General features: G+C 73.5%; 22 protein-coding genes. 16 read left to right on the top strand and 6 right to left on the bottom strand.

Annotated elements, in window-relative coordinates; genetic code table 11:
• The first annotated feature begins 71 nt into the window (after positions 1 to 71).
• The 4 genes from JOD95_RS05825 to JOD95_RS05810 all read left to right on the top strand — a co-directional run bounded on the left by JOD95_RS05825 (position 72) and on the right by JOD95_RS05810 (position 5,009).
• On the top strand, positions 72 to 2,444 hold the full coding sequence (locus JOD95_RS05825) for a glycoside hydrolase family 3 N-terminal domain-containing protein (protein WP_245171810.1): 2,373 nt from the start codon (positions 72 to 74) through the stop codon (positions 2,442 to 2,444).
• Positions 2,445 to 2,608: 164 nt separating this feature from the next.
• A complete protein-coding gene (locus tag JOD95_RS05820) occupies positions 2,609 to 3,766 on the top strand; it encodes a PP2C family protein-serine/threonine phosphatase (protein ID WP_209683834.1) in 1,158 nt (385 codons plus the stop codon).
• Positions 3,767 to 4,144: 378 nt separating this feature from the next.
• Positions 4,145 to 4,318, top strand: coding sequence for a hypothetical protein (locus JOD95_RS05815; RefSeq protein WP_200884131.1), 174 nt, complete (start codon positions 4,145 to 4,147; stop codon positions 4,316 to 4,318).
• A gap of 118 nt (positions 4,319 to 4,436) precedes the next feature.
• Positions 4,437 to 5,009 (top strand): TetR family transcriptional regulator, encoded by a 573-nt coding sequence (locus tag JOD95_RS05810; protein WP_066652443.1) that lies wholly within the window; start codon positions 4,437 to 4,439, stop codon positions 5,007 to 5,009.
• Here JOD95_RS05810 and JOD95_RS05805 read toward each other — a convergent pair.
• From JOD95_RS05805 to xylA, 4 genes are all read right to left on the bottom strand, one after another.
• Positions 4,967 to 5,974 (bottom strand): helix-turn-helix domain-containing protein, encoded by a 1,008-nt coding sequence (locus JOD95_RS05805; RefSeq protein WP_209683830.1) that lies wholly within the window; start codon positions 5,972 to 5,974, stop codon positions 4,967 to 4,969. The genes JOD95_RS05810 and JOD95_RS05805 overlap by 43 nt on opposite strands.
• Before the next feature lie 144 nt (positions 5,975 to 6,118).
• Positions 6,119 to 7,108: an acetylxylan esterase gene (locus tag JOD95_RS05800; protein WP_209683827.1), complete on the bottom strand. Its 990-nt coding sequence runs from the start codon at positions 7,106 to 7,108 to the stop codon at positions 6,119 to 6,121.
• A gap of 114 nt (positions 7,109 to 7,222) precedes the next feature.
• The gene (locus JOD95_RS05795) at positions 7,223 to 8,728 is read right to left on the bottom strand and encodes a xylulokinase (protein ID WP_209683824.1); all 1,506 of its coding nucleotides are present in this window, start codon (positions 8,726 to 8,728) and stop codon (positions 7,223 to 7,225) included.
• Positions 8,721 to 9,914, bottom strand: coding sequence for a xylose isomerase (gene xylA / locus JOD95_RS05790; protein ID WP_066652452.1), 1,194 nt, complete (start codon positions 9,912 to 9,914; stop codon positions 8,721 to 8,723). The genes JOD95_RS05795 and xylA overlap by 8 nt, the downstream gene beginning before the upstream one ends.
• A gap of 97 nt (positions 9,915 to 10,011) precedes the next feature.
• On the opposite strand from xylA, the gene JOD95_RS05785 reads away from it, so the two are divergent.
• The 11 genes from JOD95_RS05785 to JOD95_RS05735 all read left to right on the top strand — a co-directional run bounded on the left by JOD95_RS05785 (position 10,012) and on the right by JOD95_RS05735 (position 22,090).
• Positions 10,012 to 11,205, top strand: a complete 1,194-nt coding sequence (locus JOD95_RS05785) for a Gfo/Idh/MocA family protein (protein WP_245171588.1) — start codon at positions 10,012 to 10,014, stop codon at positions 11,203 to 11,205.
• A gap of 11 nt (positions 11,206 to 11,216) precedes the next feature.
• Positions 11,217 to 11,918, top strand: coding sequence for a ThuA domain-containing protein (locus JOD95_RS05780; RefSeq protein WP_209684439.1), 702 nt, complete (start codon positions 11,217 to 11,219; stop codon positions 11,916 to 11,918).
• Positions 11,903 to 13,000, top strand: coding sequence for a Gfo/Idh/MocA family oxidoreductase (locus JOD95_RS05775; RefSeq protein ID WP_307810384.1), 1,098 nt, complete (start codon positions 11,903 to 11,905; stop codon positions 12,998 to 13,000). The genes JOD95_RS05780 and JOD95_RS05775 overlap by 16 nt, the downstream gene beginning before the upstream one ends.
• An 86-nt stretch (positions 13,001 to 13,086) precedes the next feature.
• Positions 13,087 to 14,163: a sugar phosphate isomerase/epimerase gene (locus JOD95_RS05770; RefSeq protein WP_235426493.1), complete on the top strand. Its 1,077-nt coding sequence runs from the start codon at positions 13,087 to 13,089 to the stop codon at positions 14,161 to 14,163.
• Between the two features lie 131 nt (positions 14,164 to 14,294).
• Positions 14,295 to 15,641, top strand: coding sequence for an ROK family transcriptional regulator (locus JOD95_RS05765; RefSeq protein WP_209683821.1), 1,347 nt, complete (start codon positions 14,295 to 14,297; stop codon positions 15,639 to 15,641).
• A complete protein-coding gene (locus tag JOD95_RS05760; protein WP_209683818.1) occupies positions 15,638 to 16,684 on the top strand; it encodes an NAD(P)-dependent alcohol dehydrogenase in 1,047 nt (348 codons plus the stop codon). Before JOD95_RS05765 ends, JOD95_RS05760 begins: the two co-directional genes overlap by 4 nt.
• Positions 16,685 to 16,851: 167 nt before the next feature.
• Complete coding sequence (locus JOD95_RS05755) at positions 16,852 to 18,231, top strand: MFS transporter (protein ID WP_209683815.1); 1,380 nt, start codon at positions 16,852 to 16,854, stop codon at positions 18,229 to 18,231.
• Between the two features lie 85 nt (positions 18,232 to 18,316).
• Complete coding sequence (gene glmU / locus JOD95_RS05750) at positions 18,317 to 19,744, top strand: bifunctional UDP-N-acetylglucosamine diphosphorylase/glucosamine-1-phosphate N-acetyltransferase GlmU (protein ID WP_209683812.1); 1,428 nt, start codon at positions 18,317 to 18,319, stop codon at positions 19,742 to 19,744.
• Positions 19,745 to 19,799: 55 nt separating this feature from the next.
• Complete coding sequence (locus JOD95_RS05745; RefSeq protein WP_066652469.1) at positions 19,800 to 20,777, top strand: ribose-phosphate diphosphokinase; 978 nt, start codon at positions 19,800 to 19,802, stop codon at positions 20,775 to 20,777.
• Between the two features lie 46 nt (positions 20,778 to 20,823).
• Entirely contained in the window at positions 20,824 to 21,609 is a 786-nt protein-coding gene (locus JOD95_RS05740) for a putative protein N(5)-glutamine methyltransferase (RefSeq protein WP_209683810.1), read from the top strand.
• A 28-nt stretch (positions 21,610 to 21,637) separates the two neighbouring features.
• Positions 21,638 to 22,090, top strand: a complete 453-nt coding sequence (locus JOD95_RS05735; protein WP_209683807.1) for a GNAT family N-acetyltransferase — start codon at positions 21,638 to 21,640, stop codon at positions 22,088 to 22,090.
• On the opposite strand, the gene JOD95_RS05730 is transcribed toward JOD95_RS05735, so the two are convergent.
• Positions 22,077 to 23,678, bottom strand: a complete 1,602-nt coding sequence (locus JOD95_RS05730; RefSeq protein WP_209683804.1) for a molybdopterin-dependent oxidoreductase — start codon at positions 23,676 to 23,678, stop codon at positions 22,077 to 22,079. The two genes, JOD95_RS05735 and JOD95_RS05730, sit on opposite strands and share 14 nt — an antisense overlap.
• Positions 23,679 to 23,822: 144 nt before the next feature.
• On the opposite strand from JOD95_RS05730, the gene JOD95_RS05725 reads away from it, so the two are divergent.
• Positions 23,823 to 24,509, top strand: coding sequence for a hypothetical protein (locus JOD95_RS05725; protein ID WP_144411237.1), 687 nt, complete (start codon positions 23,823 to 23,825; stop codon positions 24,507 to 24,509).
• Positions 24,510 to 24,725: 216 nt separating this feature from the next.
• On the opposite strand, the gene gndA is transcribed toward JOD95_RS05725, so the two are convergent.
• A complete protein-coding gene (gene gndA / locus JOD95_RS05720; protein WP_081984671.1) occupies positions 24,726 to 26,198 on the bottom strand; it encodes an NADP-dependent phosphogluconate dehydrogenase in 1,473 nt (490 codons plus the stop codon).
• Positions 26,199 to 26,295 lie beyond the last annotated feature (97 nt).

Below are 26,295 nucleotides of genomic sequence, written 5' to 3'. Positions count from 1 at the left end.
ACGCCGCCACGGGCCTCCCGTCCGACCCGGGACACGTCACGGACGCGACCGCGTCCGACCGCGTCACCACGCTGCTGGCCGCGATGACCCTCGAGGAGAAGACCGCGCAGCTGGTCGGCTACTGGCTCGACCAGAACGGCGTCGTCGCCCCGATGCAGGGCGAGATGGCCGCGGCCCAGCAGGGCACGACGCTCACCGACGTCACCCGGCACGGCCTCGGCCAGTACACCCGCGTGTACGGCACCCGTCCCGTCGAGCCCGACGAGCGCGCCGCCTGGCTGTGGGCGGAGCAGCGTCGGCTGAAGCGCGAGACCCGCCTCGGCATCCCGGCGCTCGTGCACGAGGAGTGCCTGACCGGGCTCGCGGCGTGGAAGGCCGCGACGTTCCCGACACCGCTGGCGTGGGGTGCGTCGTTCGACCCGGAACTCGTCGAGCACGTCGGCGCCGTGATCGGCCGCTCGATGCGCGAGCTCGGCGTCCACCAGGGCCTCGCGCCCGTGCTCGACGTCGTCCGCGACCCCCGCTGGGGACGGGTCGACGAGTGCATCGGCGAGGACCCGTACCTCGTCGGCACCGTCGGTACCGCGTACGTCCGCGGTGTGCAGAGCGCCGGCGTCGACGCCACGCTCAAGCACTTCCTCGGCTACTCGGCCTCGCGCGCCGGCCGCAACCACGCCCCGGTCCACGCCGGACCGCGCGAGGTCGCCGACGTGTTCCTGCCGCCGTTCGAGATGGCCCTCGTCGACGGCGGCGCGCGGAGCGTCATGAACTCGTACGCCGAGGTCGACGGCGTCCCCGTCGCCGCCGACCCCGCGCTGCTCACCGACCTGCTGCGCGACCGGCTCGGGTTCGACGGCACGGTCGTGGCCGACTACTTCTCCGTCGCGTTCCTCGAGGTCATGCACGGCGTCGCCCGTGACCGCGGCGAGGCCGCTGCGACGGCGCTCGCCGCGGGCATCGACGTCGAGCTGCCGACCGGTGACGCCTACCTGGCGCCGCTGGTCGAGCGGGTGCGCAGCGGACTCGTCGACGAGGCCCTCGTCGACCGCGCCGTGCTGCGCGTGCTCCGGCAGAAGGAGCGGCTCGGCCTGCTCGACCCGGACGTCTTCGAGGACGAACCGCCCACCGGTGTCGACCTCGACTCGCCGGAGCACCGGGCGCTCGCGCGGCGGCTCGCGGCGGAGTCGCTCGTGCTGCTGTCGAACGACGGCGTGCTGCCGCTCGACGGCGGCGCCGCAGCCCCCGTCTCCCCGACCCCGGGCGCCGCCCTGCAGGGCCCGCTCGCGGTGATCGGCCCGAACGCCCACCGCGCCGAGGCCCTGCAGGGCTGCTACTCGTTCGCCAACCACGTGCTGGCCACGCACACCGGGCTGGAGGCCGGTTTCGCGATCCCGACCGTGCTCGAGGCGTTGCAGGACGCGCTCGGGTCCGACACGGTCCGGTACGCCCGCGGTGCCGAGGTCGAGGGCGAGGACCGCGCCGGGTTCGCCGAGGCGGTGGCGGTCGCGCGGGAGTCCTCGGTGGCGGTCGTCGTCGTCGGCGACCAGGCCGGCCTGTTCGGTCGTGGCACGGTCGGCGAGGGCAACGACTCCGAGTCGCTCGACCTGCCGGGCGTGCAGCGCGAGCTCGTCGAGGCCGTCGTCGCCACCGGAACGCCGACCGTCGTCGTGCTGCTGACCGGTCGTCCGTACGCGATCGGCTGGGCACTCGACGGCGACCAGCCGAAGCCCGCGGCGGTCGTCCAGGCGTTCTTCCCCGGCGAGGAGGGCGGCACCGCGATCGCCGACCTGCTCACCGGTGCCGCGGCACCGTCCGGCCGCCTGCCCGTCTCGCTGCCGCGGTCGGCCGGCGCGCAGCCGTACTCGTACCTGCACCCTCGTCTCGGCGGACCGTCCGACGTCACCGCGACGGACTCCACGCCGGTCCGACCGTTCGGCTACGGCCTGACCTGGACGTCCTTCGCGTACGAGGACCTGACGGTGGACGGGACCGCGTCCACGGACGGAGCGCTCACCGCGTCGGTCACCGTGCGGAACACCGGCGACCGGGACGGCGTCGAGGTCGTCCAGCTCTACGGGCACGACCCGCACGCGTCGATCACGCGCCCGGTCGCGCAGCTGCTCGGCTACGCCCGGGTCGCGGTCGCGGCGGGGGAGTGCGTCACGGTGCGGTTCGACGTGCCGGTGCAGCGGTTCGCCTTCACCGACCGCGCGATGCGGAAGGTGGTCGAGCCGGGGGACGTCGAGGTGTGGGTCGCGTCCGACGCGGCGGCGTCGCGGCCGGGAGGCCCGGTGGAGACGGGCGGGATCGTCGCGTCCGGGGACGGTCCGGTCCGGCACGAGTTCCCCCGGTCGGCGACGGACCGTGCGGTCGTGCGTCTGACCGGCGCCGTGCACGAGGTCACGCTGGCCGACCGGCGCACCGTGACCTGGACGACCGTCTGAGCTGCCGACGCCGCCGTGGAGTGTCCGGATCAGGGCCTCCGCGGCGGCGTCCGCGTGCGTTCCGACGTCCGGCCGGTAGCGTGGAACGAGTCTTCCACGGGGACCGCGTCACGGTGCGCCACCACGCACCGCGGCCCCGGTGGACCAGGAGGAGGACGACACCCGTGAGCACCGACGACCAGGCACGCGTGCGCAGCGCGCTCGTGGCGGCACTCGACGTCGTCGACGCGCCACCGTCGGAGCGCTTCGAGCGCATCGTCCGGGTCGCGCGCGAGGTCTTCGACGTGCCGCTGTCGTACGTCAACGTGCTCGACGACGACCTGCTGCACACCCTCACCCCGAACGTGCCCGACGAGATCGTCTCCGGACCGGTCGGGTGGTCCTTCTGCCAGCTGACGGTGCAGCACACGGAGCCGACCGTCGTGCCGGACACCACGGCCGACCCCCGGACCGCCGACCTGCCGGGCGTGACACGGCGCGGCATCCGGTTCTACGCGGGCGTCCCGCTCACGATCGCGGGTGGGGAGCCCGTCGGGACGCTCTGCCTGATGGACACGCGACCGCGCGCCTTCTCGCCCCAGGACACCGCCGCGCTCATCGACCTCGGACACTGGGCCGAGCGCGCGCTCGCCCAGGGGTTGCACCACGACCGCCTGCTCGAGGTCGCAGGCGCACTCGCGCCGAGCGCCGTCGCGCCCGACGGCTACCGGATCGCCGGCACAACGGTGCCCTACGGCGACCTCAGCGGCGACCTGCACGACTGGTCGGTCGTCGACGGCGACCTCGTGCTGACGCTCGCCGACGTCATGGGCAAGGAGCAGCCGGCCGCGCTCCTCGCGGCCGGGATCCGGGCCGCCCTCCGGCAGCACCGCACCGTCGCGCCCGTGGCCGCCGTCGCCGCCGTCGAACCCGCCCTCGCCGAGGACCTCGGACGTGCGAGCGCCTTCGCCACACTGTTCCACGCCCGGCTCGACCCGGCCAGCGGCGTGGTCGACGTGGTGGACGCGGGCCACGGGCTGGCGGTGCACGTGCCGGCGGCGGGGACGCCTCGGGTGCTCCGGTCCCACGGGCTGCCGCTGGGGTTGCACGCCGAGGGTGCACGGCGCAGGGCGTCGACCACGGTCCTGGAGCCCGGGGACGCCCTCGTCGTGGTGAGCGACGGCGCGCTCGACCTGGGTGACGGGACGATCGACACCCTGCTGGACCTCGCGCGGACCCTGCGCGCCGCGTCGAGCGTCGACGCCTTCCTCGAGACGGTGCGGCTGCGTGCGGCCGAGCGGGCCGAGGACGACGTGACGGTCGTCGTCCTCGGCCGGGTCTGACCGCGCAGCGCCGAGGCGGTCCGTCACCGTGGTCGCTCGACCCCGTCAGGGGCGGTGGTCGTACCGACCCGGTGGTGGGTCGAGCGGCAGCTGTCGCGGCGACTGGCCGCCGTTCCTCGCAGCGCCCACGGCCGTGACGGAGCGGGTCACGATACTCACCGCGGTCGCGAACCACCCGCGCTTCCGCGGATGCTCGAACGCGTCGTCACCCCACGGTCGGTCGTCGTCCGAGTGCCCCATGACGCCCCTCCCGGTGTCGGTCCTCGTGAGGCTACACGGCCGCGGACCGCACCGGGAGGTCCGGGATCCGACCTCGCTCCGGGAACTCCGGGGGAGCGTGGGTACCGTGGCACTCCTCACACCGTGAAGGAGCACGCCATGTCGGACGCGCACGACCCCCGCGACACCACCAACGACCCCGAGGGCACCGAGAAGGCCGACGGCCTCGGCGAGGACGGCACGATCCCCGCGCACCCCGAGGGGGTCGCCGCCGGCTTCGCCGGTGACGACTCGCACTTCAACCCCGAAGAGGACGACGAGACGGCGGAGTAGCCGACCCGAGCACGAGACGCACGGGAGGCCCGTGGCGACGCCGCCACGGGCCTCCCGTTGCGTCTCCGGTCGCCGCGTCGCCTGCGGGACCGGGCCGCGGATCGGTACCGTGTCGGGCATGGCCCGCTTCACACCCCCCGCTGCCGACGCGATGCGTGCGGCCCTGCTCGCCGCCGCCCGCGACGAGTTCGCTGCGCACGGGCTGGGCGGGGCGCGGATCGAGCGCCTCGCCGCCGACGCCGGGAGCAACAAGGCGCAGGTGTTCCACTACTTCGGGGGCAAGGACGGCCTGTTCGACGCGCTGCTGACGAGCGAGCTGACGGCCGTGCACGAGGCCGCGCCGCTCGACACGGCCGACCTGGCGGCGTGGGCCGGACGCCTGCACGACGTCCTGGTCGAGCGTCCCTGGGTGCAGCGTCTCGCCACCTGGCACCGGCTCGAGCGGCCGGAGACACCGATCGAGGCGCTCGCCGAGCAGTACGCCGACGACGTCGCCGAGGTCGAGCGGGCACAGCGCGCCGGTGTGCTCCCGCGGCGCTTCCGCCCCGCGGTGCTCTACGGGCTGGTCGTCCAGCTCGCGGAGGTCTGGTCGACGCTCCGGCCCGAGGCGTCCGCTCCGGTCGCCGCGGTCGTGCCGCAGCGCCGCCGTCAGGTCGTCGTGGACGCCGTCGGAGCGCTGCTCGGCGACTGACCGGTGTCCCGTCGGGCCCTGCGGTGCAACGTGTCCGAGGGGCGCTCGCCGAAGGCGCCGGCGTAGGTCCCCGCGAACCGGCCGAGGTGTGCGAACCCCCACGCCTGCGCCACCTCGGAGACCGTGGTGGTGGTCGGGTCCCCGGCCTCGAGCGCGGCACGGACCCGGTGCAGTCGCACGTCGCGCAGGAACTGCATCGGGCTCGCGGCTCCGACGCGGTGGAACGCCGCCTGCAGCCCGCGGGCGCTGAGCCCGGTGGCGCGACAGACGTCGGCAGTGGTGAGCGGGCGGTGCGCGTTCGCGGCGATCCACTCCTGCGCGACCCGCACCGATCCCCGTCCTGCGGCCGTGACGCCGGACGCAGCGGTCACGTCGAACGCCCCGATGACGGCCTCGGCGACGCGACGGTGCTGCACCGAGCGGACGACGGGGTCGGCGCCCGGGTCCCACAGGGTCGTGGCGGCGCCCGCGATGGTCCGCCGCAGTGCGGGGAGCGCGTCCGGGTCGGCCTCCGCGCGCAGGTCCAGCGGGCCGGGGAGGTCACCGCGGACCGCAGCCGAGACGGACTCGAGGAAGGCGCCGTCGAAGCGGATCACGTGCTGGACCGCGGGGGCGGCGTCGAAGGTGAACGGGCGTCCTGCCGGGTACATCACGGGGACGTTCGGCCGCATGGTGATCCGGTCACGGCGGTCGGTGTCGAGGACCATGCCCGGCCCGGTCGCCCACGCCAGGGTGTACTGGCGCCCCGGGTTGATCGTGCCCCAGCGGTGCGCCGCGACCGCTGACGTCGCGGTGGTCACCTGGTCGTCGCCGACCGCGCGGTACCGGTACGAGAACCCCTCGGAGACCGCCTGTCCGATGTTGATGTCGTGACTGCTGTAGACGCCCTCGAACAGCTCCACGGCGTCGTCGACCGCTGCGCCGTGCTGTTCGGTGGCGGTGGGGGTGCGGAGATCGGTTCGCATGCGCGCACCAGTCTGCGCCTCCTCGCCGAGGACCAGTGGTGCAGTGCGCGTCGCGGCGTTCCGGCGTTGCGGCGTTGCGGCGTTGCGGCGTTGCGGCGTTAAATTTATCGTCGCCGGTCCGACGTTGTTAAATTTAACTGCGGGTCAGCCGAGGTGCCGAGCGAGGAACGCGGCCTGCCGCTCCCAGTGCCGGTGGCCGCCGCCCTCGTGGCCGTTGTAGGGGTAGACCTCGATGTGCTTGTCGGTCGACGCGAGCGCGTTGTACGCAGCGAAGGTCGTGCGCGGCGGGACCACGTCGTCCATGAGGGCGACCGAGAACAGCGCCGGGGCCGTGATGCCTGCGGCCAGGTTCACGCCGTCGAAGTACGCCGCGGTGTCCCACACGGTGTCGACCGCGTCCCGGTGCACGGAGAGGTACTGGGCGAGCTCGAGGTAGGGGCCGCCGGTCGCGACGTCGGTGCCGTGCTCCCAGTCGGACAGGAACGCGACGTCGGGCAGCACGGCGACGAGCGGCGCGGTGTGTGCCTCGACCAGGGCGGCCGCCGCGATCGCGATGCCCCCGCCCTGGCTGCCGCCGGTCAGTGCGATGCGGTCCCGGTCGACGCCCGGCAGTGTCCGCACGACGTCGACGAGTCGGACGGCGTCCGTGTAGACCCGCCGGTAGTAGTGCTCGGCGGGCGAGGCGATGCCGTTCGCCATCCACCCGCCACCGTTCGGGCCGGACCCGTGCGGGTCGGGGGTGTCGCCGCCGGTTCCCCAGCCGCTGCCCTGCCCGCGGGTGTCCATCACGACGTGCACGTACCCGGCGAGCGCCCACGCGACCCGCTCGCCGGGCAGCCCGCGACCACCGCCGTAGCCGATGAACTCGACCACGGCGGGCAGGTCGCCCGTCGAGCCCGCCGGCCGCGAGACCCAGGCGCGGACGGGGTCGCCGCCGAAGCCCGGGAACGTCAGGTCCTGCACGTCGAGCGCCGTGACCGGCGTGGTGGCGGGGACGAGCACGGGCTCGGTCCCGGCGCCGGCCGCCCGCGCCTCGGCGACGGTGGCCGCCCAGAAGGCGTCGAGGTCGTCGGGCCGCCGCACGGTCGGGCGGTAGGCGCGCAGCTGGTCGAGGGGCAGGTCGGTGAGCGGCATGGGGTCCTTGCTGGTGGTGGGTCGTTCCGGGTGTCCCTGGTCGGAACGGGCGTACCTGGTCGGGAGTTCCGACCGGGTACGCCCGATTCCACCAGGTGGACGCGCCTCAGCGCATCAGCGCGCGGCGGCGCGGTACTGCTCGAGCACCTCGGGGTGCGGGTCCGCGGGCACCACCGTCGCGGCGACCTCCCACGACGGCAGGCTCCCGGTCAGCACCCACGCGGCCTGTCGAGCGGCACCCGAGGCGACGTACTCGCCCGGTTCCGGGATCGACACGTCGCGGCCGAACACCTGCGCGGCGACGGCCCGGACGGCCTCGTTCCGTGCGGCGCCGCCGATCAGCAGCAGCCGCGACACCTGCACGCCGGTGGCCTCGACCGCGGCGAGGCCGTCGGCCAGGGCGCAGAGCATGCCCTCGACGGCGGCGCGGGCGAGGTGCGCCCGGTCGGTCGTCGCGGGCGTCATGCCCACGAGCGAGGCGGTGGCGTCCGGTCGGTTCGGGGTGCGCTCGCCGACGAAGTACGGCACGAGCACGAGCCCGCCCGCCCCTGCCGGCGCCTGCAGCGCCAGCTCGCCGAGCTCGCCGTGGTCGACGGCGAGGAGTCCGCCGATCACCTCGAGCACGCGGGCCGCGTTGAGCGTGGTGACGATCGGGAGGCGCGACCCGGTCCCGTCGGCGAAGCCCGCCACGGTCCCGCTCGGGTCCGTCACCTCGGTGTCGGTGACGCCGAAGACGGTCCCGCTGGTCCCGAGGGACACCGCGACGTCACCCGGGCCGAGCCCGAGGCCGAGCGCTGCCCCGGCGTTGTCGCCGAGCCCCGGGCCGACGACGAGACCGGCGCGGGCGACGGCGCCGCCCGGCAGCTCGACGTCGGACGCCAGGGTGCCCATCGCCTCGTCGGGCGCCACGACCCGCGGCACCACGACCGGGCCGTCGCCGTCGGCGTGCGCGTCGCCGTCGTGCGGTCCGGCAGCGACCCGCGAGGGACGCCCGAGCGCCTGCTCGAACAGCTCCGCGTCGTACTCCCGGCGCACCGGGTCCCAGTAGCCGGTGCCGCTGGCGTCAGAACCGTCGGTCGCCAGCGCGTCGAGGTCCGGCCCGAGCGGGCTCTCGTCGGCGGGGCCGTACCCGCGCAGTCGCCACGACAGCCAGTCGTGGGGGAGCGCGACGGCGGCGACGCGCGCCGCGTTGTCGGGCTCCGCGTCGCGGAGCCACCGCAGCTTGGTGCCGGTGAAGGATGCCACCGGGACCAGCCCCGTCCGGGCGACCCATGCCTCCCGGCCGAGCTCCTCGACCATCTGCGCGGCCGCGTCGGCGCTGCGGACGTCGTTCCACAGGAGTGCGTCGCGGACCACGCGACCGTCGGCGTCGAGCGCGACCATGCCGTGCTGCTGCCCGGCGATCGCGACGGCGGCGACGTCGTCGAACCCGCCGGCGTCCGAGATCGCGGTGCCGAGCGCGTCCCACCAGTGGCGGGGGTCGACGGAGGTGCCGTCCGGGTGGGACGCGCGCCCCTCCCGGACGACCGCACCGGTCGCCGCGTCACGGACCGTGACCTTGCAGGACTGGGTCGACGAGTCGACCCCTGCGACCAGCCGACGCTCGACGACGTCAGCCACGAGCGCCCATGAGGTGCTCGATCGCGAGCTGCTGCAGGCGCACGAAGCCGAAGCCCTTGCCGCCGAAGTACGCGTCGGCGTCGAAGTCCTCGTAGGCCGAGCGGTCGGCGAGGAAGTCGTCGTACGACTCACCGCTGTTCAGCGTCGGCGTCGAGAGCTCGTCGACCTTCGCGGCGGACAGGGCCTCCTGCACCTCGGGGTCGGCGCGGAACGCCTGGGCGCGCTCCTTGAGGAGCAGGTACATGCGCATGTTCGCCTGCGCCGAGTCCCAGACGCCGGTGATGTCCTCGGTGCGGCTCGGCTTGTAGTCGAAGTGGCGGGGGCCGTCGTACGCCTGGCCGCCCTGCGGGGCGCCGTGCTCGAGCAGGTCGACGAGCGAGAAGGCGTTCTGCAGGTCGCCGTGGCCGAACACCAGGTCCTGGTCGTACTTGATGCCGCGCTGCCCGTTGAGGTCGATGTGGAAGAGCTTGCCCTGGTAGAGCGCCTGGGCGATGCCGGCCGTGAAGTTCAGGCCCGCCATCTGCTCGTGGCCGACCTCGGGGTTGATGCCGAAGAGCTCCGGACGCTCGAGCGTCTCGGTGAAGGCGATCGCGTGACCGAGGGTCGGCAGGAGGATGTCGCCCCGGGGCTCGTTCGGCTTCGGCTCGATGGCGAAGCGGATGTCGTAGCCCTTGTCGGTGACGTACTGGGCGAGCAGGTTCACGGCCTCGCGGTAGCGCTCGAGGGCGGCCTGCACGTCCTTGGCGGAGTCGTACTCCGAGCCCTCGCGGCCACCCCACATGACGAACGTCTTCGCGCCGAGCTCGGCGGCCAGGTCGAGGTTGCGGAGCACCTTGCGGAGGGCGAAGCGACGGACGTTCCGGTCGTTCGAGGTGAAGCCGCCGTCCTTGAAGACGGGCGCCGAGAACAGGTTCGTCGTGACCATCGGCACGATGATGCCGGTGGAGTCGAGCGCGCCCTTGAGGCGGTCGATCTGCGCCTGGCGCTCGGCGTCGGTCGAGCCGAACGCGAACAGGTCGTCGTCGTGGAAGGTCAGGCCGTAGGCACCGAGCTCGTCGAGCTTCTCGACCGCCTCGACCACGTCCAGCGCGGGACGGGTCGGGCCGCCGAACGGGTCGGAGCCGTTGTAGCCGATGGTCCAGAGACCGAAGGAGAACTTGTCGTCGCGGGTGGGCGTCGTTGCCATGGTGGATCACCGTTCGTCGTCGAAACAAAATGTTGCCGCGCCCAACATAAGCGGTAGGGTGGATCCTGGCAACACCGGATCGCAAAGGAGCGAGTGGATGGCACAGGACGGACACGGACCGGGACGACTGCGCGTCGCCATGGTCGGGCACGGCTTCATGGGAGCGGCGCACTCCCAGGCGTGGCGGACCGCACCGCGGTTCTTCGACCTCGGCGTCGAGCCCGAGATGGCCGTGGTGGTCGGCCGTGACGCCGAGCGCACCGAGGCAGCGCGCGTGCAGTACGGCTGGCAGGCCGCGTCGACGGACTGGCGGCAGGTGGTGGCGGACCCCGACATCGACCTCGTCGACATCGTCTCGCCCGGTTCCTCGCACGTCGAGATCGCGATCGCCGCGCTCGAGGCCGGCAAGCACGTCCTCTGCGAGAAGCCCCTCGCCAACACGGTCGAGGAGGCCGAGGCGATGACCGCCGCTGCGGAGGCCGCCGCCGAGCGCGGCGTCCGCGCGATGGTCGGCTTCAGCTACCGCCGCGTCCCTGCGATCGCGTTCGCCCGGCAGCTGGTGGCGGACGGGAGGATCGGCACGGTCCGCCAGGTCCGCGCGCTCTACCTGCAGGACTGGTTGTCCGACGAGGACGGCCCGATGACGTGGCGCCTCGACAAGGCGCTCGCCGGCTCGGGCTCGCTCGGCGACATCGGTGCGCACGCGATCGACCTCGTCGAGCACGTCACGGGCGCGCACCTGTCGACCGTGTCCGGCACGCTCGAGACCTTCGTGCACGAACGTCCGCTGATGGCCGAGGGGGTCGGGCTCTCCGGCACCGCGTCGAGCGAGCGCGGACAGGTCACCGTCGACGACGCCGCGTTCTTCCTCGGTCGGCTCACCGGCGGCGCTGCCGAGGGTGCGATCGGCACCTTCGAGGCCACGCGCTACGCGACCGGGCGGAAGAACGGCCTGACGCTCGAGGTCAGCGGGTCCGAGGGCGCGATCCAGTTCGACCTCGAGTCCATGAACGAGCTGCGCCTGTACGAGTCGTCGGCGCCCGCGGGGGAGCAGGGCTTCCGTCGCATCCTCGTCACCGAGCCGGAGCACGAGTACATGGCCGCGTGGTGGCCGACCGGGCACCTCATCGGCTACGAGCACACCTTCAGCCACCAGGTCGCCGACCTCGTGCGGGCGATCGTCGCGGGCACCGACCCCTCGCCGTCGTTCGCCGACGGCCTGCACGTGCAGCGCGTCCTCGACGCGGTCGAGCGCAGCGCGTCCGACGGCAGCGCCTGGACGGCGATCTGATGGCCGACACGATGAACGACACGACGAAGCGAGCGCTGGTCGTCCGTGGCGGGTGGGACGGGCACATGCCCGTCGAGACCACCGACCTGTTCGTCCCCTTCCTGCGCGACAACGGCTTCGACGTCCACGTGTCGGACTCGACGGCCGTGTACGCCGACGAGTCCGTGATGGCGGACGTCGACCTGATCGTGCAGGTCGTCACGATGTCGACCATCGCCGACGACGAGTTCGCGGGACTGCAGCAGGCGGTGCTCGGCGGCGCCGGGCTCGCCGGGTGGCACGGCGGGATCGCGGACGCCTTCCGGAACACCGCCGACTACCTGCACATGGTCGGCGGGCAGTTCGCACACCACGCGGGCAAGCACCCGTCCGAGCGCACCGGCGAGCAGTCCGACAACTACATCCCGTACACGGTGCACATCACCGAGGCCGGGCACGAGCACCCGATCACGCAGGGCATCGAGGACTTCGACCTCGTGACCGAGCAGTACTGGGTGCTCTCCGACGAGTACAACGACGTGCTGGCGACGACGACGCAGGAGGCCCGGGACTTCGACGCCTGGAACCGTCCGGTCACCGCGCCGGCGATCTGGACCCGGCAGTGGGGGCAGGGACGCGTGTTCGTCTCGGCACCCGGGCACCGGCTCGAGGTCGTCGAGTCGCAGCCGCTCCGCACGATCATCGAGAGGGGACTCCTGTGGGCAGCCCGATGAAGGTCGGTGTCGTCGGGGTCGGCGTCATCAGCCAGCAGTACTTCGAGCACTTCCCGGCACTGCCCGGGCTCGAGCTCACCGCCGTCGCGGACATCGACGTGGCCCGGGCGCAGTCGGTGGGCGAGACGCAGGGCGTCCGCGGTTCCTCGGTCGACGAGCTGATCGCCGCGGACGACGTCGACGTCGTGCTCAACCTGACGATCCCGGCGGCCCACGCCGAGATCGCCACACGGGCGCTCGAGGCCGGCAAGCACGTGTACGGCGAGAAGCCGCTGGCGATGTCGACGGCCGAGGCGCGCCCCGTGCTCGACCTCGCCCGTCGCTCGGGCCTGCGGGTGGGCAGCGCGCCGGACACCGTGCTCGGTACCGGGATCCAGACGGCGCGGCAGGCGCTCGACAGCGGCGCGATCGGCACCCCGGTCGGCGCCGCCGTGTCGTGGTCGGCGCCCGGGCACGAGCTCTGGCACCCGGCGCCGGCGTTCTACTACCAGCCCGGCGGCGGCCCGCTGCTCGACATGGGGCCGTACTACCTGACGAGCCTCGTGTCGTTCTTCGGCCCGGTCGTCCGGGTCAGCGGAGCCTCGACCCGGTCGGACCGCGAGCGCACCATCGCGACCGGCCCCGCGGCCGGCACCCCGCTCCGGGTCGACATCGACACGCACGTCGTCGCCGTCCTCGAGCACGCGGACGGCGTCGTCTCGACCGTCACGGTGTCGTTCGAGGTCTGGGCCACCAGGGCGCCGCTGTTCGAGGTGTTCGGCACCGCGGGCACCCTCGGCGTCCCCGACCCGAACCGGTTCTCCGACACCGTGTCGATCGCCGACGCCGCCACCCGCGAGTGGCGGGACCTGCCGACGAGCGCCGGGTACGTCGACGCCGGACGCGGCTACGGCCTGGCCGACATGGCGCACGCGATCGCGACGGATCGCCCGCACCGCGCGTCCGGCGACCTCGCGTTCCACGTGCTCGAGGTGATGGAGGCGGTCTCCACCGCGGCCCGCGAGCACACCGTGGTCGAGGTCCGGTCGGGCGTCGACCGCCCCGACACCGTGCCGGCCGGTGCCACCCCCGGGTCCTGGTGAGCCAGACTCGGCAGCAGCAGCAGCAGCAGCAGCAGCAGCAGCAGCACGACGCGACACGACACGACAGGCGAGGAAGGACGACGACGATGACGACGACGGACGGAACCGGCGAGACCGGGGCGAGCGGCGCCTCCAGGCCGGACGGCGGCGGCCGCTCGACCAGGCCGGTGACCCTGTTCACCGGGCAGTGGGCGGACCTGCCCTTCGAGGAGGTCGCACGGCTGGCGGGCGAGTGGGGCTACGACGGGCTGGAGATCGCCTGCTGGGGCGACCACCTGGACGTCCGACGCGCCGCGACGGACCCGGCGTACGTGGCCGACCGGAAGGCGGTCCTGGAGCGCAACGGACTGCAGGTCTGGACGATCGCGAACCACCTGACCGGCCAGGCCGTCTGCGACGACCCGATCGACCAGCGGCACGAGGACATCCTCGCGCCGCACGTGTGGGGCGACGGCGACCCCGAGGGCGTCCGGCAGCGGGCGGCGGAGGAGCTGCAGTGGACCGCCCGTGCGGCCGCTGCGCTCGGGGTGTCGACCGTGACCGGCTTCTCGGGATCCTCGATCTGGAAGACCGTCGCCGGGTTCCCGCCCGTGCCCCCGGCGATGATCGAGGCCGGGTACCAGGACTTCCACGACCGCTGGTCGCCGATCCTCGACGTGTTCGAGGAGGTCGGCGTCCGCTTCGCGCTCGAGGTGCACCCGTCCGAGATCGCCTACGACTACTGGACCGCGAAGCGGGCGCTCGAGGTGTTCCGGGACCGCCCGTCGTTCGGGTTCAACTTCGACCCGTCGCACTTCGTGTGGCAGGACCTCGACCCCGCCGCGTTCCTGCTCGACTTCGCCGACCGGGTGTACCACGTGCACTGCAAGGAGTCGGTCAAGCAGCTCGACGGCCGCAACGGTCGACTCGGATCGCACCTGCCGTGGGGCGACCCCCGTCGTGGGTGGGACTTCGTCTCCGCCGGGCACGGGGACGTGCCGTGGGAGCGGGTGTTCCGCGTGCTGAACCACATCGGGTACGACGGCCCGACGAGCGTCGAGTGGGAGGACGCCGGCATGGACCGACTGGTCGGCGGCCCCGAGGCGCTCGCGTTCGTGCGTCGCCTGGGGACGATCGCCCCACCGGACGCCGCGTTCGACGCCGCGTTCTCCCGCTCGCGCTGAGCCGCGCGCGGGTACGGACGGACCCGCGAGACTCGGCACCGCGGACAGTTCCGCGGTGCCGAACCCGCGAAGGTGTCCGCCGAGCCGAGACTCGGCCCCCCCACACCACACCACCACCACGAGGAGGACCCATGGCCAGGTCGGCCACGACCACGCCCGGGAACGTCGCGCGCGTCCTCCGCATCGTGCACGAGGGCGGGCCGGTCACCCGTGCCGAGCTCACCCGTCGGACGGGACTCAACCGGTCGACGGTCCTGGCGCTCGTCGGGGAGCTCGTCGAGCAGGGGTTCGTGCACGAGGAGCTCCCGGGAGCCGGGGCGGACCGTCCCGCCGGGGTCGGTCGGCCGAGCGCCGTCGTCCGGGCATCGCGCGACGTCGTGGCCGCCGCGGTGACCGTGGAGATCGACGCCGTCGCGGTGGCGCTCGTCGCGCTCGACGGCACCGTGCGCGACCGCCTCGTCGAACCGCAGTCGAGCGTGCCCGGTGCCGCCGCAGCGATCGACGCCGTGGCCCGTGTCCTCGCCACGCTGACCGCACGCGCCGATCCGGCACTGCGGCTCGTCGGCGTGGGCGTTGCTGTCCCGGGCATCGTCCGGGTCGAGGACGGGGTCGTCCGCGACGCCCCGCACCTCGGTTGGCGGGACGAGCCCTTCGCCGGGCCCCTCGCCGAGCGTCTCGGGCTGCCCGTCCGCGCGGCGAACGACGCGAACGTCGGTGCGTGGGCCGAACGGCTCTACGGCAGCGCGCGCGGCGTCGACGACCTCGTGTACCTCAACGGCGGCGCCAGCGGCATCGGCGGCGGGATCGTCAGCGCCGGCCGCCCGTTCAGCGGCGCGGACGGGTACGCGGGCGAGCTCGGGCACACCTTCGTCGCGGCGAACGGCATCCGCTGCCACTGCGGGGCGATCGGGTGCCTGGAGACCGAGGCTTCACGCGGGGCCCTCACCGCGGTGACCCGGACCGCGCCCGACGACCTGGACGCCCTCGCCGCCGCCCTGGCCGAGCGACACGACGCGGTCGAACGGGTCGTGGACCGCCAGGTGACCGCGCTCGCGACGGCGATCCGGAACGCCATCCACACCGTCGACCCGCAGGTCGTCGTGCTCGGGGGGTTCCTCGGCGTGCTGCTCGGGCACGTGGGGGACCGCGTCGAGGACGACGTCCGGGCGCAGACGATGGCCGCGATGACCGACCGGCTGCGCATCGTGCCGGCGGAGCTCGGCCGTGACGTCCTCGTCCGGGGCGCCGCCGAGCTCGGCTTCGCCGACCTGCTGCGCGACGGGACGCTGCCGACCACGACCGGCGCGACCACGACCGGCCCGAGCGGCGCGACTCCGACCGGCGCGACCACGACCGGCGCGACCACGACCGGCCCGAGCGGCGCGACCACGACCGGCGCGACCGGGACCCGCGCGTCCGACACCGACCACACCACAGCCGACCGCGACGACGCGGTCGAGGAAGCGAGATCCGCATGAGCACCACCTCCGACACCCAGCGCGCGAGCGTCCTGCTCGGCACCGAGGACCTGACGATCGAGGACCGCCCCGTCCCCGAGGTCGCCCCCGGCGACGTGCTCGTCCGCGTGGCCGCCGTCGGCGTCTGCGGCTCCGACGTCCACTACTACCGCCACGGCCGCATCGGCGACTTCGTCGTCGAGGAGCCCCTCGTCCTCGGCCACGAGCTCTCCGGCACGATCGCCGCGGTCGGCGAGGGCGTCGACCCCGCCCGCGTCGGCGAGCGCGTCGCCGTCGAGCCCCAGCGCCCCTGCCACCGCTGCGCGCAGTGCCTGGCCGGCCGCTACAACCTCTGCCCGCACATGCGCTTCTACGCGACACCGCCGGTCGACGGTGCCTTCGCGGAGTACGTGACGATCGAGGCCGAGTTCGCGCACGCCCTGCCCGACACGGTGTCCTTCGAGGCCGGCGCACTGCTCGAGCCGCTGTCCGTCGGCATCGCCGCGGCGCGCAAGGCCGGCATCGTGCCCGGCTCGAGCGTCCTGATCGCCGGTGCCGGTCCGATCGGGGTCATCTGCGCCCAGGTCGCCCGGGCGTTCGGCGCGACCCGCGTGGTCGTCAGCGACCTCGTCCCCGAGCGGCGCGAGCGTGCGCTGTCCTTCGGCGCCACCGAGGTCGTCGACCCCGTCGCCGTCGACGTCACCTCGGACATCGTCCCCGTCGACGCGTTCATCGACGCCAGCGGTGCGCCCCGTGCCGTCTCGGACGGCATCAAGGCCGTCGGACCGGCCGGCGCGGCGGTGCTCGTCGGCCTCGGCAACTCCGAGATGGTGCTGCCCGTCGAGCACATCCAGAACCTCGAGGTGACGGTCACCGGCATCTTCCGCTACACGAACACCTGGCCGGTCGCGATCGGTCTGGTCGCGTCGGGCCAGGTCGACCTCGACGCGCTCGTCACCGGGCGCTTCGGACTCGACGCGGTCCGCGAGGCCCTCGAGAGCGACACCGACCCGGCCTCGCTCAAGTCCGTCGTCTACCCGAACGGCGTGCCCGCGGGCGCGTGAGGACGCGAGCCGACGTGCGCGACGCGGGTCGCGCCGTCCGGTGAGCGGTCGTCGGACGGGAGGCGCGGTGCCGGCGGGTGCCGTCCTCCCGTCCGTCGTCCGGTCACCACGGCGAGCCGTGGCCGGGTCGGCCCCGCCGCGACACCGCGACGCGCTACGGTTCGGCCATGACCGCGACACCGGCGGCGGCAGTGCCGCGACGCACCGACCGGCGGGCACTCGTGTCCTGGGCGCTCTGGGACTGGGGGTCCTCGGCGTTCACCGCCGTCGTCACCACCTTCGTCTTCAGCACCTACCTGGCGAGCCGGGCGTTCGTCGACCCGCGGCTCGTCGCTGCCGAGGACTCGTCGACGGCCGCTGCGCAGACGGTCGAGCGGGAGCTGGCGCACAACGCCGCGACGGTGTCGACGGCCCTGACCCTGGCGGGGATCGTCGTGGCGCTCGTCGCACCCGCGGTGGGGCGGCTGGCGGACTCGTCCGGGCACCGCCGCCGGTCCGTGCTCATCGGGACGATCGGGGTGGCGCTGTCGATCGGGGCGATGGTGTTCGTCGCGCCGCAGCAGCCGTACCTGGTGCTCGGCGCAGCGCTCCTCGGCATCGGGACCATCGCGTACGAGGTCGCCACCGTCGGCTACAACGCGATGCTCGGCCAGGTGGCGTCGGGCCCGCAGACCGGACGCGTCTCGGCGATCGGCTGGGCCGCCGGGTACTTCGGCGGGATCGTGCTGCTCGTCGTCCTGCTCCTGCTCTGCATCCAGGACTTCGGCACCGAAGGCGTCGCCGGCCTCCTGCAGCTGCCGTCGACCGTCGCGTCCGGGTCGTGGGACGTCCGGGTCGCGATCGGGATCGCCGCGGTGTGGCTCGCGGTCAGCTCGGTCCCGCTCTTCCTGACCGTGCCCGAGGCGGCGCCGGACCGTTCGCGCACGGGCGGTCTGCTCAGCGCCTACCGCGACCTCGGACGGCACGTCGCCCGGCTGTGGCGGGAACGCCGCAACGTCCTGGTCTTCCTGCTCGCGAGCGCCGTGTTCCGCGACGGCGTCGGTGCGGTCTTCACCTTCGGCGGCATCGTCGCCGCACAGGTGTTCGGCTTCAGCCCGTCGCAGGTGATCCTCTTCGCGATCGCGGCGAACGTGGTGGCGGGTGTCGCGACCTTCGCCTCCGGGCGGCTCGACGACCGCTTCGGTTCGCGGGCGGTCATCACGGTCGCGCTCGTCGGGCTCGCGCTCACCGGCATCGGGGTGTTCCTGATCGGGAGCGCGACGGCCGGGTTCTGGGTGCTCGGGCTCACGCTGGCGATCTTCGTCGGGCCGGTGCAGTCGTCGTCCAGGGCGTACCTGGCACGCCTCGCCACCCCGGGACGCGAGGGCGAGCTCTTCGGCCTCTACGCGACGACCGGGCGTGCGGCCTCGTTCCTCGCGCCGGCGCTGTTCGGCATCGCGGTGACGGTCGGCGGCTCGACGCGGTACGGGATCATCGGCGTGGTCGTGGTCCTCGTCGCGGGCCTCGTGCTCATGACGTTCGTGCAGCGGGAGCCCGCGCGGGCGTAGCGCACGGTCCGCTCGCCCCACGCCGGGCCGGCGCTGCCGGTGCGGGTCGAGCACCCGGTCGGAGCACATGCGCCAGGATGGGTGCATGACCGACCAGCGGATCGCCGTCGTCGTCCTCGCCGCCGGGCAGGGCACGCGCATGAAGTCGTCCACCCCGAAGGTGCTGCACCGCCTCGCCGGCCTGCCCCTGCTGGCGCACGTGCTGCGCACGGCGTCCTCGATCGAGCCGGAGCACGTCGCCGTCGTCGTGCGGCACGAGCGCGAGCGCGTCGCGGCCGAGGTCGCCGAGCGTGCCCCCGGGGCGATCGTGGTCGACCAGGACGAGGTGCCCGGCACCGGACGCGCCGTCGAGGTCGCGGTGCAGGCGCTCCCGGCGGACTTCGACGGCTCGGTCGTGGTGCTCTCCGGGGACGTCCCGCTGCTCGACACGGCGTCGCTCCGACGCCTCGTGGACGCGCACGCCGGCAACGCCGTGACCCTGGTCAGCGCGATCGCCCCGGACCCGACGGGGCTCGGCCGGGTCGTCCGCGACGCCGCCGGGGCGTTCGTGCGCGTCGTCGAGCACAAGGACGCCACCGAGGCCGAACGGGCCATCACCGAGGCGAACGCCGGCATCTACGCGTTCGACGTGACCCACCTGCGTGCGGTGCTGCCCTCGCTCACCACGGCCAACGCGCAGGGCGAGAAGTACGTCACCGACGTCCCCTCGCTCGTCGCCGCGCGCGGGGGAGCGATCGACGTCGTCACGCTGACCGACCCGTGGCTCGTCGCCGGCATCAACGACCGCGCGCAGCTCGCCGACGCGGCGCGTGAGCTCAACGCCCGCATCGTCCGCCGGCACCAGCTCGCCGGCGTCACCGTGCAGGACCCGGCGACCACGTGGATCGACGTCGACGTCACCGTCGAGGCCGACGCCGAGATCCTCCCCGGCACGCAGCTCGTCGGGGCGACGGCGATCGCCGCCGGCGCGGTGGTCGGACCGGACACCACGCTCCGCGACACCGAGGTCGGAGCCGGCGCGGTCGTGAACCGTGTCGACGCGACGCTGGCGGTCATCGGCGACGGCGCCACGGTCGGTCCCTTCGCCTACCTGCGACCGGGGACGGTCCTGGGCGAGCACGGCAAGATCGGCACGTTCGTCGAGACGAAGAACGCGGTGATCGGCCGCGGCAGCAAGGTCCCGCACCTGTCGTACATCGGTGACGCCGAGGTCGGCGAGGACTCGAACATCGGGGCCAACACGATCACCGCGAACTACGACGGCGTGCACAAGCACCGCACCGAGGTCGGGTCGAACGTCCGCACGGGCTCGCACAACGTGTTCGTCGCCCCGGTTAGGATTGGTGACGGGGCGTACACCGGCGCGGGTACGACCGTCCGCAAGGACGTACCGGCCGGGTCGCTGGCGATCAGCTACGCCCCGCAGCGCAACACCGACGGATGGGTCGAGGAACACCGACCCGGTTCGCCGGCGGCCGAGGCGGCTCGGCGCGCGCACGGCGAACAGATCTGACGGCGGTCGGGTCGATCGAGACGACCCCGAGCGGGTCAGGGAGTGAGCACCGCACTTGTCCGGAATCAAGACCACGGGCCAGAAACGACTCGTCCTCGTGTCGGGCCGGGCGCACCCGGAACTCTCGGCGCAGATCGCCGACGAGCTCGGAGTCGACCTGGTGCCGACCGATGCCCGGACCTTCGCGAACGGTGAGCTCTACGCCCGCTTCGACGAGTCGGTCCGCGGTTGCGACGCGTTCGTCATCCAGTCGCACACCGCGCCCATCAACGAGTGGCTCATGGAGCAGCTCATCATGGTCGACGCCCTGAAGCGTGCCTCGGCGAAGCGCATCACCGTCGTCGCGCCCTTCTACCCCTACGCGCGCCAGGACAAGAAGGGCCGCGGGCGCGAGCCGATCTCGGCCCGGCTCGTCGCCGACCTGTTCAAGGCCGCCGGTGCCCACCGCATCATGAGCGTCGACCTGCACGCCGCACAGATCCAGGGCTTCTTCGACGGCCCCGTGGACCACCTGTTCGCCATGCCCGTCCTGCTCGAGCGCTTCCAGCAGATCCTCGACCCGAAGACCCTGACCGTGGTGTCGCCCGACATGGGCCGTGTGCGCGTCGCCGACATCTGGTCCGAGAAGCTCGGTGCTCCGCTGGCGATCATCCACAAGCGGCGCGACCCGCTCGTGCCGAACCAGGTGTCCGTGCACGAGATCGTCGGTGACGTCTCGGGCCGCGTGTGCCTGCTCGTCGACGACCTCATCGACACCGGCCGCACCATCGCGAAGGCCGCCGAGGCGCTGAAGAACGCCGGCGCGACCGGCGTGGTCGTCGCGGCGACCCACGCCGTGTTCTCCGACCCGGCCACCGAGCTGCTGCAGAGCGAGTTCATCGATCGCGTCGTCGTCACCGACACGCTGCCCCTGCCCGAGGACAAGCGCTGGGACCGCCTCGAGGTCCTGCCGATCGCGCCGCTCATCGCCCGCGCGATCCACGAGGTCTTCGACGACGGGTCCGTGACCTCCATGTTCGACGGTGCCGCGTAGGCGGACCGGACGCGTGTCGGGCGTGACCCGGCCGGCGGGCTGAGCCGTGCCTCCCGTCCACCCGGCACGCGCTGCCCTGGCTGCCCGTCTGCGGGCGACGGGCAGCGTGTTCGCCGAGGACGAGGCCGACCTGCTGCTCGAGGCCGGCGACGGCGATCCGGTGAAGCTGCGCGGGCTCGTGCAGCGGCGACTCGGCGGTGAGCCGCTCGAGGTCGTGCTCGGCTGGGCCGCGTTCGACGGGCACCGTGTCCGGGTCGTCCCGGGGGTCTTCGTGCCGCGGACCCGCACCACCGTCGTCGCCGAGCAGGCCGCGCGACGCCTGCACCGCTACGACCGGGTCGTCGACCTGTGCTGCGGTGTCGGGGCGATCTCGGTGGCGTTGCTCGGACGGGTCGGCGCACTCGACCTCGTCGCGGCGGACATCGACGCGGACGCCGTCGACGTCGCGGCGGAGAACATCGGCGACCGGGGGATCGTCGTCCTGGGCGACCTGTTCGCGCCGTTGCCCGAGCGCTTCCGCGGCGTCGTCGACGTCATCGCGGTGAACGCGCCGTACGTGCCGTCGGACGCGCTGGCCACCATGCCGGCCGAGGCGCGGGAGCACGAGCGGCGCATCGCGCTGGACGGTGGACCGGACGGGCTCGACGTGCACCGGCGCGTGGCCGCGGGAGCGGGGGAGTGGCTGCGCCCGGGCGGCGCGGTCGTCATCGAGGTCTCGTCGACGCAGGCGCCGCAGTCCGCTGCGCTGTTCGAGGGCGCCGGGTTCACCGTGACGGTCGAGTCCGACGAGCAGGTCGAGGGCACGTGCATCGTCGCGGAGTTCCCCGCCTGACACTCGTCCGCCGCGGTACCGTCGCGGTGTGGAGTACTCGTTCGCACTGCCGACCGCAGCGGAGTTCCGGGCCCTGTACGACGAGACCGGGTGGGGTGCGTGGGACCTCGAACGGTTCCGTCGGGCGCTGGCCGGCAGCTGGGTGGTGTGCAGCGCACGCGACGAGACGGGACGTCTGGTCGGCATCGGTCGGCTGATCAGCGACGGCGCCCTGCACGCCTTCGTGACCGAGATGATCGTGGCGGAGGACGCGCGCGGCGGGGGCGTCGGCGGCGAGGTGCTCGCGCGGCTCGTCGACGAGTCGCGACGTCGCGGGGTCGACGACGTGCAGCTCTTCGCGGCTCGGGGCCGAGCTGCCTTCTACGAGCAGCGTGGCTTCGCACGCCGGCACGAGGACGGACCGGGCATGGACCTCGTGACGGTCGTCGCGGCGCCCGGCACCGGCAGCGACGGCATCGGCAGCGGGGTCAGCCGGCGCTGACCTGCACCGTGTGCCACCCGGTCGCGCCGTTCGGCGCCGGCGGCCGCTCGACGCTCGTCTGCACCTGACCGTCGGCGCTGACCGCCCGGACCCGGATCGTGTGCGAGCCGGCGTCGGGCGTCCAGCGGTACACCCACTGTCGCCAGGTGTCGGCCGAGACGGAGTCGGCGAGCGTGGCGTCCTGCCACGCGCCGTCGTCGATGCGGACCTGCACGGCCTTCACGCCGGTGTGCGGCTGCCACGCGACGCCGGCGACCGCGACCTGCTGCCCGGCGGTCACCGAGGCACCGCCGCGAGGGGTGTCGATCCGCGACTCGAGCTTCACCGGCCCGCGCTCCGACCACCCGCGGGGTGTCCAGTAGCCCTGGGCGTCGGCGAAGCGGGTGACCTCGAGCTCCGTCACCCACTTCGTCGCGGAGACGTACCCGAACAGCCCGGGGACCACCATCCGCACCGGGAACCCGTGCTCGGCCGGCAGCGGTTCGCCGTTCATCCCGATCGCGAGCAGCGCAGCCGTGCCCTCGTCCTGCAGCACGTCCAGCGGCGTTCCCGCGGAGAACCCGTCGATGCTGCGGGACAGCACCATGTCGGCACCGTCCTGGACACCCGCACGAGCGAGCAGCTCACGGATCGGGTAGCCCAGCCACAGCGCGTTGCCGATCAGGTCGCCGCCGACCTCGTTCGACACGCAGCTGAGCGTGGCCATGTGTTCCTGCAGCGGGAGTGCCAGCAGCTCGTCCCACGTCAGCTCGACCTCGCGGTCGACGGCGCCGTGGATGCGGAGCGACCAGTCCGCGGGGTCGACGGACGGGACCCGCAGCGCGGTGTCGATCCGGTAGAAGTCGGCGTTCGGGGTGACGTAGGGCGTGATCCCGTCGACGTCGAGGGACGCGCCCCCGGGAACGGCGGGCGCGGTCGTCGCCGCACGCGGCAGCCGGACCGCCCGCCGTGCCGCTGCGGCGGCCTGCACCGCCGCGGTGCCGGCTCGCGACGCTCCTCCCACGACGATCGCCGCCACGGCCGTCGTCGCGCTCCACACGAGGAAGGTGCGCCGCTCGGTCGCCGCGGGGCGGGGCGAGGCCGACGGTGCGGCGGTCGCTGCCTCCCACCGGCGGAGGCGACGCAGGAGCACGCGGAGCACGACGATCGCGGCTGCGACGCCGAGGACCGTGGGCGCTCCGTCCCACGTGCCGCTGCCCGATCGGGTGGTGACGGCGATCAGCGCGAGGACCGCACCGGCCGCGAGGACGAGCGCGCCGAACGGCGGCCGGGCACGTTCGAGCACACCGGCGCCGGCGCTGACCGCGGCCGTGACCACGGCCATGAGCACGAAGAGGGCGACCTTGTCCCCGGTGCCGAACAGGTTGACCATCAGGTCCTTCGCCGCCGGGGGAGCGAGGTCGATCACGGCGGAGCCGACGGCAACCAGCGGACTGCCCGCCCCGCCGAGCAGCAGTGCTCCGAGCTCGGCGACCGCCAGGAACGCGGCGATCGCGATCACGCCGCAGACCGCGGCGAGCAGGGCCGGGCGACGGACCGGGGTCGGGGTCGGTGCCTGCTCGGTGGTCGGTGCCGCTGACGTGCTCACCCGTGCAGCGTAGGTCGGCGCCACCGCGGATGGGCTGACAACAGCACGGCGGTGGACGCCTCGGTCCCGCTCCGCGCCGGGTTCGTCGGTCGTGCGCCGCTCCGGGACAGCGCCGCCGACCGCGGCCGTGCGAGGATCGGGAGCGTGTTGGACCGACCAGACCGCGTGCCCAGCGGCCGCCGCGCGCACCGGCCGCGGACGCCGGGGAGCGCTGGCCGCCGGTTCGCGGTCCTGCGGTGGACCCTCGTCGGTGTCTGGACCGCGCTCGTCGTCAGCCGCATCGTGGTCGTGGCGGCAGCGCCGCAGACCGACCTGGCGTTCCTCGGCATCGCCGAGCTCGTCGCGATCTCCGTCGGCGTGGTCGGGCTCGTCGTCGCCGTCGTCCGCGCCCGCGCGATCCGTCGGCGACGCGCGGACGAAGCGCTCGCACTGGCCATCCGTCGCATCGACCCGACGGTCTGGCTGGTCCCCGCGGCGCCGACACCGGAACTGCGCCAGGACGTGCTGCGGGCCCGCCCCGAGGTCACCCTGGGCGAGCGCGTGACCTGGGCGTTCGGAGCCACCGAGGCGTCGCTCTGGGAACTCGAGGAGCGCCGGGCGACGCGGCTGCTCGTGATCCGCTGGAGCCGGATGGTGCACGTCGGGGTCGAGGACGTCCCGGGGGAGCGCGACGCGAGCGCCGTGGCGATGCACTACGTCCGACCGGACGACTCCGCTGCCGTCGCGACGTTCTTCGTCCGCTCGTCGCCCGGGTCCCGACGGCTGCTCGGACGGGGACCTCGGCTCGAGCGACTCGTCGCCGACCTCGCGCGGGAGCGGATCGTGGCCTGACCGCGTCGCCCGTGTCCGGCCCCGGGGCCGAACGGATCGACCGACCGGCCGCGGCAGCTGCCTCCTCCGGCCGGGCGGCAGCACGCCCCGCTGACCCGGCGGGAGCACGCCCCGCCGACTCTGCGGCAGCAGGCCCCGCCGACCCGGCGGGAACACGCCCCGTCGACTCTGCGGCAGCAGGCCCCGCCGTCCGACGGGGCCTGCTGCCCGACCGGGTCAGTGCGTGGAGGGTTCCTGCTCGACCTCGCGCCGGCCGTCCTCGGACCACAGCGTGTGGAACGTGCCGTCCTTGTCGACGCGCTGGTAGGTGTGCGCTCCGAAGAAGTCACGCTGCCCCTGGATGAGCGCCGCCGGCAGTCGATCGGACGCGAGCGAGTCGAAGTACGCCAGCGCGGACGAGAACCCCGGGGCGGGGATGCCGGACGCAGCGGCGATGCCGACGATGCGACGCCAGGCCGCTTCGCCCTCGGCGACGGCGTCCGCGAAGTACGGGTCGACCAGCAGGCTCTCGAGCGCGGGGTTCTTGTCGTACGCCTCGACGATGCGGTTGAGGAACTGGGCGCGGATGATGCAGCCACCGCGCCAGATCTTCGCGACCGCGCCGAGGTCGATGTCCCAGTCGTACTCCTTCGCCCCGGCGATGATGAGGTCGAAGCCCTGCGCGTACGCGACCACCTTCGACGCGTACAGCGCGGCCCGGACGTCGTCCTCGAACGTGTCGGGGACGTCGACCACGTCCGGTCGGTTCGTCACGGAGCGCTGGACGGCTGCGCGCTGCGACGGCTTCGAGGACACCGCGCGGGCGAAGACAGCCTCACCGATGCCGGAGACGGGGATGCCGAGCCCGACCGCGTTCTGCACCGTCCACACACCCGTGCCCTTGGACCCGGCCTCGTCACGGATGACGTCGACGAGCGGCTTCCCGGAGTCGGCGTCCTGCTGCTTGAGGACCTCGCCGGTGATCTCGATCAGGTAGGACTCGAGGTCGCCCTCGTTCCACTTCTCGTAGATCTGGACGAGTTCGTCGACCGAGTGTCCGCCGGCACGACGGAGCAGGTCGTAGGACTCGGCGATCAACTGCATGTCCGCGTACTCGATGCCGTTGTGGACCATCTTGACGAAGTGACCGGCGCCGTCGGTACCGATGTGCGTCACGCACGGCTCGCCCTCGGCCACCGCGGCGATCGACTTCAGGATCGGGCCGAGGGTCTCCCACGCCTCGTCCGAGCCGCCGGGCATGATCGACGGGCCCTTCAGCGCGCCCTCCTCGCCACCCGAGATGCCGGTGCCGACGAAGTTCAGGCCCTGCTCACGCAGGTCGTGCTCGCGGCGGATGGTGTCGTGGAAGTTGGCGTTGCCGCCGTCGACGATGATGTCGCCTTCCTCGAAACGGTCGGCGAGCTGCTCGATGACGGCGTCGGTGCCCTTGCCCGCCTGCACCATGATGATCGCGGTGCGCGGCTTCGACAGCGACGCGACGAAGCCGTCGATGTCCTCGGACGCGATGAACCCCATGTCGCCGTGCTCGTCCAGCAACTCCTGGGTGCGCGCGTAGGTGCGGTTGTACACCGCGACCGTGTTGCCCTCGCGCGAGGCGAGGTTGCGGGCCAGGTTCGACCCCATCACCGCCAGACCGACGACACCGATGTTCGCCGTGCCGCCGTCGTCGTGCTGTTCGTTGTCCGCCACCTGAGTCTCCTTCGTCCTGACGTGTCGCGGCCCACGGTACGACCGACACCTGGGGTCGGCACGGGGATCCGGTCAACTGGGGACGGGAAGCGGACGA

Origin of the sequence: Curtobacterium sp. 1310 (assembly GCF_017834105.1) — a bacterium.
Lineage (GTDB): Bacteria > Actinomycetota > Actinomycetes > Actinomycetales > Microbacteriaceae > Curtobacterium.
This window is presented reverse-complemented; position numbering and strand designations above follow the sequence as displayed.

Coding starts and splice junctions, on each gene's coding strand:
- JOD95_RS05815 (WP_200884131.1), top strand. CDS start 4,145: ATGTCGGACGCGCACGACCCCCGCGACACCACCAACGACCCCGAGGGC.
- JOD95_RS05810 (WP_066652443.1), top strand. CDS start 4,437: ATGGCCCGCTTCACACCCCCCGCTGCCGACGCGATGCGTGCGGCCCTG.
- JOD95_RS05805 (WP_209683830.1), bottom strand. CDS start 5,974: ATGCGAACCGATCTCCGCACCCCCACCGCCACCGAACAGCACGGCGCA.
- JOD95_RS05800 (WP_209683827.1), bottom strand. CDS start 7,108: ATGCCGCTCACCGACCTGCCCCTCGACCAGCTGCGCGCCTACCGCCCG.
- xylA (WP_066652452.1), bottom strand. CDS start 9,914: ATGGCAACGACGCCCACCCGCGACGACAAGTTCTCCTTCGGTCTCTGG.
- JOD95_RS05785 (WP_245171588.1), top strand. CDS start 10,012: ATGGCACAGGACGGACACGGACCGGGACGACTGCGCGTCGCCATGGTC.
- JOD95_RS05780 (WP_209684439.1), top strand. CDS start 11,217: ATGAACGACACGACGAAGCGAGCGCTGGTCGTCCGTGGCGGGTGGGAC.
- JOD95_RS05770 (WP_235426493.1), top strand. CDS start 13,087: ATGACGACGACGGACGGAACCGGCGAGACCGGGGCGAGCGGCGCCTCC.
- JOD95_RS05765 (WP_209683821.1), top strand. CDS start 14,295: ATGGCCAGGTCGGCCACGACCACGCCCGGGAACGTCGCGCGCGTCCTC.
- JOD95_RS05760 (WP_209683818.1), top strand. CDS start 15,638: ATGAGCACCACCTCCGACACCCAGCGCGCGAGCGTCCTGCTCGGCACC.
- JOD95_RS05755 (WP_209683815.1), top strand. CDS start 16,852: ATGACCGCGACACCGGCGGCGGCAGTGCCGCGACGCACCGACCGGCGG.
- glmU (WP_209683812.1), top strand. CDS start 18,317: ATGACCGACCAGCGGATCGCCGTCGTCGTCCTCGCCGCCGGGCAGGGC.